This window comes from Levilactobacillus yiduensis, assembly GCF_024718525.1.
GTDB lineage: Bacteria > Bacillota > Bacilli > Lactobacillales > Lactobacillaceae > Levilactobacillus > Levilactobacillus yiduensis.
Map to the genome: position 1 here is coordinate 13,722 of NZ_JAMXAZ010000010.1, position 11,688 is coordinate 25,409.

General features: G+C 52.3%; 6 protein-coding genes. 1 reads left to right on the top strand and 5 read right to left on the bottom strand.

Going from position 1 to position 11,688, the window contains the following annotated elements:
- Window positions 1-155 precede the first annotated feature (155 nt).
- From NGM66_RS07405 to NGM66_RS07425, 5 genes are all read right to left on the bottom strand, one after another.
- Window positions 156-2,426 carry a glycoside hydrolase family 65 protein gene (locus NGM66_RS07405; protein ID WP_208907593.1) on the bottom strand — a complete coding sequence of 757 codons (2,271 nt, stop codon included), beginning with the start codon at window positions 2,424-2,426 and terminating at the stop codon, window positions 156-158.
- Between the two features lie 214 nt (window positions 2,427-2,640).
- Window positions 2,641-4,014, bottom strand: coding sequence for an SLC45 family MFS transporter (locus tag NGM66_RS07410; protein WP_208907592.1), 1,374 nt, complete (start codon window positions 4,012-4,014; stop codon window positions 2,641-2,643).
- 194 nt (window positions 4,015-4,208) lie between these two features.
- Window positions 4,209-5,174 (bottom strand): LacI family DNA-binding transcriptional regulator, encoded by a 966-nt coding sequence (locus tag NGM66_RS07415; protein WP_208907591.1) that lies wholly within the window; start codon window positions 5,172-5,174, stop codon window positions 4,209-4,211.
- Between the two features lie 643 nt (window positions 5,175-5,817).
- Window positions 5,818-7,161, bottom strand: coding sequence for a sensor histidine kinase (locus NGM66_RS07420; protein WP_208907590.1), 1,344 nt, complete (start codon window positions 7,159-7,161; stop codon window positions 5,818-5,820).
- The gene (locus NGM66_RS07425; protein ID WP_208907589.1) at window positions 7,151-7,843 is read right to left on the bottom strand and encodes a response regulator transcription factor; all 693 of its coding nucleotides are present in this window, start codon (window positions 7,841-7,843) and stop codon (window positions 7,151-7,153) included. The genes NGM66_RS07420 and NGM66_RS07425 overlap by 11 nt, the downstream gene beginning before the upstream one ends.
- Before the next feature lie 913 nt (window positions 7,844-8,756).
- On the opposite strand from NGM66_RS07425, the gene NGM66_RS07430 reads away from it, so the two are divergent.
- Window positions 8,757-11,498 carry a YfhO family protein gene (locus NGM66_RS07430; RefSeq protein WP_208907588.1) on the top strand — a complete coding sequence of 914 codons (2,742 nt, stop codon included), beginning with the start codon at window positions 8,757-8,759 and terminating at the stop codon, window positions 11,496-11,498.
- Window positions 11,499-11,688 lie beyond the last annotated feature (190 nt).

The following is an 11,688-nucleotide window of genomic DNA, read 5'->3' on the forward strand; positions in this document are numbered from 1 at the left end:
TCATATACCACCTCGTTTTAGCTAGTCTATTCCGTCTTCCAGAGTATATCTTAGCCACTCTAAAATTGCGAAGCATCCGCCTCACTAACGCGCTCAACCAAAACCAAAAATGGCGTCCACCAACAATCCGGTGAACGCCATTTTCATATCCTAAATTACTCAGTAACCGCGCTGCTCAATTCAACCTTTTCGCCAGCCACGTCAATCGTCAATGGTTCCCCACTGATCAACTTGAAGTGTGGCCCGTCGGCGTGGACGCTGACTTCGATCAGACGACCACGGAAGACTTGCCGGAAGCTGTAGCTCTGCCACTGCTTTGGCAGGAATGGGGCGTAGTGCAATTGATCATTGCGGACCCGCATGCCAGCGAAGCCTTGAACGACGGCAATCCAACCACCAGTCATGGCCGTGATGTGCAAGCCATCGACCGTATCGTTGTTGTAGTTGTCCAAGTCCAACCGAGCCGTCCGATTGTACAGTTCAACGGCCTTGTCTTCGTAATGCAAGTCAGCCGCCAAAACAGAGTGGATAGCTGGTGACAGACTGGATTCGTGCACCGTCAGTGGTTCGTAGAAGTCAAAGTTGGCCTTCTTTTGTTCTGGCGTGTAGTCATCAATGAAGTCCCAGATGCCTTGCAGCACATCCCCTTGCTTGATGTAAGGTGACCGCAAGATCTTATCCCACGACCAGTTCTGGTTGATTGGCCGTTGACCGTCTGGAATGGCACTGACGGGTTCGATGTCCTTGTCCAAGAAGCCATCGTGTTGCACGAAGATGTTCAAGTCCTTGTCGTAAGGCAGGTACATCCGGTCCACGATATCTTGCCACTTGGCCTTTTCGTCGGCGGAAATAGCCAGCTTCTTAGCGGTATCCTTGTCGACTTGACCCAAGATCTCCAACGTGTACTTCAACGTCCACTGTGCCAACATGTTGGTGTACCAGTTGTTATCAACGTTGTTTTCGTATTCGTCAGGACCCGTGACCCCGTGGATCATGTACTGGTTTTTACGCTTACTGAAGTGAACCCGGTCGGCCCAGAACTTGGAAATTTCGGTAAGGACCTTGGCCCCTTCATGCAAGACGTAGCTGGTATCGCCCGTGTAACGGGTGTAGTTGTAAATGGCAAAGGCAATGTCGCCATTCCGGTGAATTTCTTCGAAGGTGATTTCCCATTCGTTGTGGCATTCGATCCCGTCGAAGGTCACCATTGGGAAGAGTGCCCCGTCCAAGCCTTGTTCCTTGGCGTTGATGTAAGCCCCGTCCAATTGCTTGTAGCGGTACATCAACAGGTTACGGGTAACCTCAGGGTTCGTGATCCCCAAGTAAACGGGTACGGCGAAGGCTTCGGTATCCCAGTAAGTGGCACCACCGTACTTCTCGCCGGTGAAGCCCTTAGGCCCAATGTTCAAGCGGGAATCTTCGCCATAGTAAGTGGAGAAAAGTTGGAACAGGTTGAAGCGAATCCCCTGTTGTGACTCGTCGTCGCCGTTGATCACGACGTCAGACTTTTCCCAACGCTTGGCCCAAACTGCGGTGTGCGCTGCCAAGAGGTCGGCGTAGGCAGACTTGGCAACTTGGTCGCTGAGGTCATGCATTGCGGCGGTCAGCTTGGCTTGGCTGTCGTAATCGCGGGAAGTAACCACGATGACACGCTTTTCCAGAGTCGTTTCAGCTTGCGGTGCCAGGCTGCCCGTGTAGGCATTGACAACTTCCTTATCGTTAGGCTGCGTCACTGCCACGTTCTTTAAGTCCGTGACCGTCCGCATTTCCATACCGGAAGTGAATTGAGGCGTGCCAAATGGGTTCGGCGTCGTCTTGGCAACGACACTACCACTGTCTTGGCCTTGTTCTGCGGCTAAGACGTCCCAGAAGCGTTCGTCGTAGTTGGCTTCTTCGTTCTTGACATCGGCGTCGATACTTGGCTTGATGGTGACGTCCACGCTGTCAGCGCTCAAGTTCTTGACCGTGACCTTTTGCACGGAGAGTTCTTGTTGCGCCACACTCAAGAAACGTTGGAAGGTCAAGGCAACCTTGACGTCGCCTCGTTCAATGGTAAATGACCGGTTCAACACGCCTTGTTGCATGTCCAGGTCCAACGTGAAGTCGCTGAAAGTGTCCTTGGCTAAATCAACCGCTTGGCCATTGATTTCAATCGGTAGCTTAATAAAGTTGACCGCGTTGACGACCTTGCCAAAGTACTTGGGATAGCCGTTCTTCCACCAGCCGACCCGCGTCTTATCAGGGTACCAGACACCACCTAAGTAGATGCCTTGTAGTGAGTCGCCACTGTACCCTTCTTCAAAGTCACCACGCATACCCATGTAGCCGTTACCCAGGCTAGTCATGGATTCTTGCAGGCGCTTGTCCTTGGGGTCAAAAGTATGGGTAATGACGTTCCATGGTTGTACCTCAAAAATACGTTTCATGGTTAACATGTCTCCTTTATTTAAGTCAATTAGTCAAACAGTTCTGTCACAGAAAAGAGCGACCCTGGTGGTCAGCCTCCTGCATCATGGCAATCCATGACCCAGTTTCGGTTAAGCCGCTAGGCCGCTCACCCGGTAGACAGTTGTGTTGTCGACCAAAGTTAATTACGTTAATTTTCTGAAGTTTAAACGTTAATCCAGCAATTCTAAACGATTAAGCCTTGTACGTTTCCTTGATAGCACCAACGGAAACCGCCCCGATAGCCATGATAACACCGGCTAACAAGAACATGTTGGCTTGGGCACCACCCAATAATGGGAATAAAGCAAAGCTGGCCAGGGAAGCCACGATTTGTGGCAAGCAAATGGACCCGTTGAACAAGCCCAGGTAAGTCCCCATGTGGGCACCAGACAAAGCGTTGGTGACCATAGTTAATGGGTAAGTGTTCATCGCAGCCCAAGCAATCCCAACTAAGATAAATGATACGATCAAAGCGTATTGGTTGTGCAGGAAGAAGACGGATAAAAACCCAATGGCCCCTAAGCCTAAGCTTCCGGCATAGCCCAATTTGTGGACACTGTTTGGCAACTTAGCCAAGACGTAAGACCAAACAACAGCGGCGATGGATTGCACGGCGGCCAAGACCCCGTACCAGTTCCCAGCAGCCTGGTAACCAGCAGAAGCGGCGTTCGTCGTGTGCCAAACGTTGGCAGCGATGGCCCCAGCGGAGTAAGTCCACAGGTATTGGAAGGCAACCCAGCAGAAGAATTGCACTAAGGTAACGGTCCAAAAGACCTTTGGTGCGGACTTCAGTAACGTCCACCAGTTCCCACCTTCAGCGTTATCTTCCTTGCTGATCCCATGGTATTTCGCATAGGTATCTGGATCGTATTCGTGGACCCGGAAGATAGTGAAGAGGCTGGTGATGACTAACAGAATCGCGCCAACGTAGAAGGCAACTTTAACTGTTGCGGGAACGACCCCTTTAGAAGCGGTGTTGGCGATTCCAATGGCAGCGAACAGGAATGGCAGGATCGCCGCTAAAACGGCACCCGTGTTGGATAAGAAACTTTGAATCCCGTATGCATAGCTCTTTTGGTCATCGTTGACCATGTCCCCGACCATCATCTTGAATGGTTGCATCGCAACGTTAGAAGACAGATCCAGGAAGGCCACGGTGATGGCCCCGAACAGCAAGGCCGCGAGTGACGCGTAACCAAAGCCCATACTCCCGGAGTTCGGCAACAGACACATCACGATAACCGCGACGATAGTCCCTAACAACAGGTATGGCAACCGGCGACCACCTAATTTAGGTGCCCAAGTCCGGTCAGAATAATAACCCACGATTGGTTGGACGATTAACCCAGCCAGTGGTGGCAAAATGAAGAACCACCCAAGACTGTTCGGGTCGGCCCCAATCGTTTGGAAGATCCGACTCATTTGGGAACTTTGTAACGTGAAGGCGGTTTGGACCCCCAAGAAACCAAAGTTGATCATCCAAATGGTACTGGCAGGCAGTTTAGGCAAGCCGCTTTTTGGCTTGGCTTCAGCTGTTGGTGCCTTTGCAGAAGCAACATCTGACATGTGAAAATACCTCCTCAAACTAACAAATAATAATTGCTGAAAACGATTACATTGCTTATTATGGCACCGCTTTAATTTTAATGCAACCGTTTGCGCAAACTTTTTTGCGAGACTTTTCACCAACTCAAATGCCTCTGACAATTAAAAAAGGCTCGCTCACGGGATTTAGCGCCAGTTGAACGAACCTGAAAAAACTATTTAATTTCGTACGGAATTTTGATTCTGCCCGGCGTCGGGGTGGCCAATGGTTCGCGGTCACTGAACAACAACGCGACGGTCGCCGAACCCATTTTTTCCGGGAAAAGGTTGATGGAATGCAGGTTGGCGTCGGTCAGCCCTTCCGGTAGGGAGTGGTTAAAACTGACGATGGGAAAATGCCGGACGGGCGACTGTTCACGAACTAAACGGTAAAATTCAATCGCATTGAAGTCATCCGTGGCCATGATGCCATCGATCTCTGGATGTTGTTTGATGAATAACCGCACCCGGTTCAGCTCGCCCAATTTGCAGGTCAGCGGTTCCGCGTTAAAGGTCGCGGCTACCCGCTCGTAGCCCTGGCGACGCTGTTGTTCGTAGGCCCAGTCATGACCGGACTCCACGAAGACGGGATGTCTGACCTGTAGCTGGTCCAGCAGGTAGGTTGCCCCACCGATGCCGGCTTCCAGGTTATCGTTGTCCACGAAGTAGTCGTCGGGATTGTCATCGGGCTGGCCAATCGTGACGAACCGCAGCTGCTGCTTACGTAAAAACGCCGCAATCGGGTCGTCGTGGTGGGCGTACATCAACACGAACCGTTTGATTTTCCCCTGGGCCACCATCGACTTGACGTTTTCCAGTAGCTCATCGGCCGTCTTGCTGATGGCGACCGACAGAACGTAATGACGCTGCATCAGTTGACTATTGATGCCCCGCAACAGATCGATGTAAAACGGGTTCTCGGGCTGGCTGCGGTCGGCCGTGGGAAAGACGACCCCTACGGCATTGGCCTCGCCTGCCGTTAGATTTTTAGCATTGTAATTGGGTAAATACCCCTCCGCTTCCGCCAAGGCCTGAATCCGTTCTCTGGTCGCCTGACTGATACGGGGATTATTGTTTAACGCGCGCGAGGCCGTGGAAACGGACACACCAGCCTTCGCCGCAATGTCGCGGATAGTTAACATTTTTCTCGCATACTCCTTGTGCTCTCACATAGTTCTTGATGAAACCACCTTACCATAGAACGGCCGCCATTGAAACTTTTTCCCGGTTTGCTTACGGTTGCGACGTTGTGTTTTCTGGTCCGCCTACCGTGGCGTCAAATCTAGCAACCGACGTGCCAGTGCCTGCGGCTGCCAGGGGTCCCGTCTGCTATGGGGGACGGCTCCAGCCCAAGCATGGGCTTCCACCTCGCTTGGAAGCCTGGCAAAGACCGCCAGTCTCCCAAGTCGCCCCACGCTGTAGGCTGAGAAAAAACCTCAGCCAACACCGCCGACACAGCTGGCTACACCCCTGGCCTCCTCCGGCAGACTAGTCATTTCTGGCAAGATGTCTATATTTCAACGATTGACACTAATGCGATAACAATGTTCACATCAACAGCCGTGCTTTTTCGGATTTACTCGTCACTCGTTTCATTGCCAAGCGTGGCACTAAATATTGTTTAACCGCGGACGTTTGCTTGGCCGTAATTTTAGCCTTTTAGAAAATCGGCCTCCTTGAAAAAGATCCCGCCAAGTTACAAGTTGAGATAGATTTTTTACCCTGCAATCCGTCCACAACACAAAGACAGCCCCAGCGAAAATCCATCCGCTGGGACTGTTGCTATTAGGCTTTCTTTTCGTGGCGACTGCCCAGACTGGTGTTGGGCGAGACCGGTAGCGTGGTCACAAACTGGGTCCCCTGTGGCTGATTTTCCTTGGCCACAATCGTGCCATGGTGCAGGCCGACGATCCAGTTGGCAATTGACAAACCGAGCCCATTGCCCCCAGTCTTACGGCTCCGGGACGAGTCGACGCGGTAAAACCGATCAAAGATCCGCTGGCGATCAGCGCTCTTGATACCGATACCTTGATCCGCCACAGTCAGTTGCCATTTACGGCCGAGCAACTTGGCTGACACCGTGATGGTACTGCCCTTCGGTGAGTATTTCATGGCGTTATCAATTAGAATATTCATCAATTGGTGAATCAAGTTTTGGTCCAACGTGACCGCAAAATCCGCAACGGGGGCCAAAACTAGTTTTTTGCCCTGGCTAGCGGCAATCTCCGTGTACGGCTCCACCGTGTGATCCAAGAAGCTGGCCACGTGAGTTTTCTCAAAGTTCGTCTGCAACGTATTCGAATCCGACCGGGCCAATGCTAACAGATCCTGCGTAAGCTTTTGCAGGCGTTGGCTTTCACTGCTGGCAATCGCAATGTTTTCTGCTTGATCAATAATTTTATCGTTCGGTTTGGTCAACAGCAGTTCCAATTTATTTTGGATAATCGTCAAGGGGGTCCGTAACTCATGGGCGGCGTTGCCCACAAACTCAGTCTGCCGGCCCCACGACCGGAGAATCGGCCGCATGGTCAACCGCGACATCCAGACACTCATCAGAATTGACAAGAGCCAGAAGACGCCCATCGTAATCAACATGACCTTGGTAAACGTCCGCATGGCAGCCTTTTGCGGATCAATATTTTCTAAGATCAACAGATACTTTCCGGCCACCGTCTGATCCGCGTTGGTGACGGGGACCTTGACCAGCAACGTTCGGAAATTATATTTGCCATTGACCGTAATCGTATGGAGCTCGCCCTTTTGGCTGGTATCCAGCGTGATATTTTTCAATGTCTCGTAGCGTGACCCCAACTGACCTTGGTTGAGAATTTTGCCATTACGATTGAAAATGATGGTCGTGGTCATGAACGGATGCACGACCTTATGCTGTTGTTGTAGACCCTGGTTCGCGTTATTTTGCCCGAACGGCTGCTGCGTCGTCGTCTGACGAGGGGGTCCGGCTAAGCGCGCACTGCGTTCGACCCGCAACGTCTGGTCCACGCTGGTCAGAATCGTGCGGCGAAAGAGCACGAACACGATGACCCCCAGCAAGACGAAGATGACCGTGAACCCAATGAAGCTGCTCCAAAACAGCCGCCACTGCTGGGCGCGATTGACTTTATTGCTCATCGGGGGCCTCCACGATGTACCCCGCATTGCGGATGGTCCGTAACGACAGGTCGCTGCCGGCGTTCTTTAATTCTTTGCGTAAATTGCTCATGTAGACCTCGACCACGGACAGACTGGTCTCGGAATCAAAGCCCCACAAGCGATTGAAGATCTGTTCCTTGGTAATGATGGTCCCAGGATTGGCGACCAAATAAGCCAGCAAGTCAAACTCGCGGCCCTTCAAGGTCAGTGGCTCGCCGTTAAAGGTCGCCAGATGCTTGCTGGTGTTGATTTCCAACTGACCGAGGGTAATGACATCGCTACTGTTCAAATGGCCTGTCCGCTTCAATAACGCCTTCATACGGGCCAACAATTCTTCGCGGTGGAACGGCTTGGTGACATAGTCATCGGCACCATCATTGAAGCCCCGCAACTTATCGGCAATCGTATCTTTCGCCGTCAAAATCAAGACGGGGGTCTTCACACCTTTGTTCCGGATGTGCAACAGCAGGTCCAGCCCACTCTCACCCGGCAACATCAGGTCGAGGATAATGGCGTCAAATACGCCCTGGCTCGCGAGAAATTCCCCCTGCTCGCCATCATAGGCCGTCGTGGTTTCACAGATTGGCTTGATCAATTCCACGATATCAGCGGCCAATTCCTTTTCATCTTCAACAACTAATACTTTCGCAGTAGTACCCAACGGGCATTCCTCCTTGAGATTTCTTCTTTGTTTTAATTCATTAATAGTTTCTTTGGCAACTTTTTTCCTTTGCTGGCCGCCTTACCGTCCGTCAAACCTGAGCTGGAACGCGGTGGGCGGACGGGGCGAGCCTGATGAAACGGTCTCGACACCTCGCCTTTGAGCCGAAATTCACGTCTCAAAGACGCCAGTTACCTAAGCGGCATAACCCCGCCGCTAAGGTAACTCCCACGGCTGAGCTCAGATTTGACGGACTCTCGGTACTGTAGCGGTCATGACCAACACAGATTCATGCAAACTATTTTCCTATCGTTTGTGCACTTGGTGTCAACCTTTTCAAATGCCCAGTTGAAGCCGGAACGTATAAACAGCTAACGTAACAATTATAACTAGTTGCATTGTCAGCTCACTACGGTCAGCCGAGAGTGGCGCGAAACTAGGCTCAGCCGGGGAATTTAGCAGCGGTCTTGGCTGGTAAATTGGTGACTTTGAGACAGCGACTTTCTGGCTCAAAGCAAGCACCGAGACCGGTCTTTGGCTCGGGGCGCCCCCCACCAGTTTTCACCAGTGCTGGCTAAAGTTTACCACATCACGGGTAAGTAAAATTATACCCTACACCATTAACAATAACAGAACCTTAAGTTATTGGCCTTACCAAAGGCTAAGTTTTTGCGAAGTTTAACGTCTCCCTCACGGAACTATCAGCAATTTGCGGTAGACTTTTATCAAGGCAACTTGCTATGGTATTCTTATAGAGACAGATGCTTGGGGTAAGTTCGTTGTGTCCAACGACTATTGGGGAGACTAACCACTACGGTCCACAATCATGCTAGTGCGTGACGACTAGCCGACCGCCAACGCCGTCTGGAAACATTAAATCCATGATTTTTGATTGATTAACGGAGGGGTATTCATGAAACAACAACGGCACACCCTGACGGCATTGCGTGTTAGCCGCTGGGTGTATGGGGGAGCATTTTTGATTCCGTTCGCCATTTTGTGCGTGATTTTTTGGCACCTTAAGATTACGCCGTTTGGCCCACGAAACCTATTATTTAGTGATATGGGGACACAGTACGTGCCCATCTTGGAAAACTTACGGTCGACGCTACTGCACGGCCAATTTCATCTCTTTTCTTTTTCGCTGGGGTCTGGGAGCGGGATCATTCCCCTGTTGACCTACTACGTCATCAGTCCCTTTAACCTACTGATCTTTGCATTCTCGGCGACCAAATTACCGATTGCGGTCACCTGGATCATCATCTTAAAGATCAGTACGATTGGGCTGACCATGGCGTTTTTCATTCGCCACACCTTTTTGCGCAGCGGCTGGTCCATGCTGTTGTTCACCACGGCATTTAGTCTGAGCGGCTTTGTCAGCATGTATTTCTACGACATGATGTGGCTGGACGCCCTGATTTGGCTGCCACTGGTGGCCTTGGGGCTGCATCGTTTGGTCAGCCTGCACCATTACGGGCTGTACACCGTTAGCCTGACCGCCACGATTATTTGCAATTATTACATGGGATATATGACCTGTCTGTTCTCCGTCATGTACTTCATTTACTTGATCATTGAACACCAACCGACGCCCACGCCATTCAAGGACGTTTGGCACATGCACTGGCCGGCGATTCGGCAGTTCACACTGGGGTCGCTGCTGGCCGGTGGGATGTCGATGATCGTCTTGATTCCCACGGCACAAGGCATGCTGCTGACGGGGAAGAGCAACTTTTTCTTAAATAACTACCTGCCGACGCCAATGTTTGGACCGGAAGTCTTGGCCCAGTTTGCACCGGGCACTAGCAGCTACGCCTCACACCTGTACCACGCGCCGTCGCTCTTCATGGGCACGCTGATGTTCTTGCTACTAATCGTCTTCTTCGTCTCGCCGCAAGTTAAAGCGGTCGAGAAGAACCGGACCATGTGGCTGTTGATCGTCATGGGCCTGGGACTATTCGTTACGCTGCTGAACACGGCTTGGCACATGTTCCAACAACCCGCGGGCTTCCCGTACCGTAACGTCTATTTCTTCACATTTTTGGCGCTGGTCACGGCCTACCGGGCTTGGCAAACGCATCCCGCCCAGTCGATGAACGACCCGCAAAAGGTCCTTGCGCTGGTCTGGGGAGCTGGCCTGCTGGTCATCGGCTTCCTGAGTGCCCAGGTGATTCCGGTCGTTTGGGACCATCTGCTGCCCAACTACAACCATGACCTCTACGTGCTCAGTCAACCCGCGTTTCACCTGGTCTGGCCAGCCCTGGGGCTCTTGTTACTCAACACGATGCTCCTGTTCGTCAGTGAATGGCGGCCGGTCCGCATCGGTTTGCTAGGCCTCTTGTTGTTCGCCGAATTGGGCGGCAACTTCCTACTTGCCACGCACACGATGGAATTTGGGTCGCAACCGAAATTTGAAAAGTACTTCCACCGCGATACCCAAACGCTGGCGAAGGTGTCGGCATCTAAGACCAAACCCAACCTGCACCGCATCGACTTTTCTCACGCAGAAATTGGGCAATCCTACCAGGGTGCTTACAACCACTACAATGATCCGGTCATGTACAATTATCCCGGCGTGAGTTCTTACAGTTCCACGCTAATCGAACAGGCGCGGGTCTTCCAGCACGACTTGGGCTACTTCAGTCCCAACGTTCGCCGGATCAGCACCCAAGGTTTCTCACACCTGTCCGATACGCTGATGGGCGTGAAATACCGCCTGAACCCCGCCAAGCATCCCGTCGTCAACCAGTTGAATGCCTACGCGGGCATTGGGTTTGCGGTACCGAACCGTTTGGCCAGTCTGCAACTCGATGACCAAAACGCGATGATCAACCAGGAACACGTGCTCACCGCATTGGGCGCCACGCCAGGCACGATGGCACCCGTCACCGTGTTAAATGTTAAAACCCACCGCGCCGTGTCCCGTGACCTCAAGCACGTGTCCAAGAAGACTGAGCTGCCCAACCAGCGCTTCATCCAAACCTTTACCGTGCGGGTCAACGCGACGGGCTTGCTTCACGGATACTCGCCGGCCAACACCATCGTGTACTCTAGCCTCAAGGTCAACGGCAAGTCGCTGAAACCAGCGATCAACGCGGATGGCTACCGCTACCTGGTCAACCTCGGCCAGCATACAAAGGGCGAGGTCCTCAAAATCAGCTACGTCACCCAAGGACCGCTACAGGGTTATGGTAATCAATTTGCCACGCTCAACCAGCATCGCTACGAAAAGCTCGTAACTAGCCTGAAACAACAACGCTTCAAGCTACGCGCCAAGAGTGGGGTCACCTGGCTGGACGGTGATGTAACCGGGACGCCACAACGTTCCCTGCTGTACCTGGCCGTGCCAAACACGCCGGGCTGGACGGCCAAAGTCAACGGCCACCCCGTTGCGATTCGTTCCGTGATGCACGCGCAATCGTTGCTGCCTGTTCGTCAAAACTATAAGGGCATGATTGGCGTGCCGCTGAAGGTCGGCAAGAACCACGTCACCCTGAGCTACACCACGCCAGGACTCAAGTTAGGCATCATCGTCAGCTTGGCCAGCTTCATTGTCTTCGCGCTACTATGGTTCACGGTCGAATGGCGCCAGCCCCTCAAGCACCACGAGGAAGTCGCCGAACGTGCGCGTCACGCAGAATCACGTAAATTCTAACGTTAAAACAGCCACCGCTTCGTTTTCAGCGGTGGCTGTTTTTGTCCAGTTATTGAATGTTAGGCGTCTAAAGTCGTTTACAGCTTCATAGCGGAGACTGGCCGCCTACCGTCCGCCAAATATGGGTCGGGTCGCTGTGGGCGGACGGGTCGAGCCAAGGTGCGGTCTCGCCGCCTCGCCTTTGAGCCGA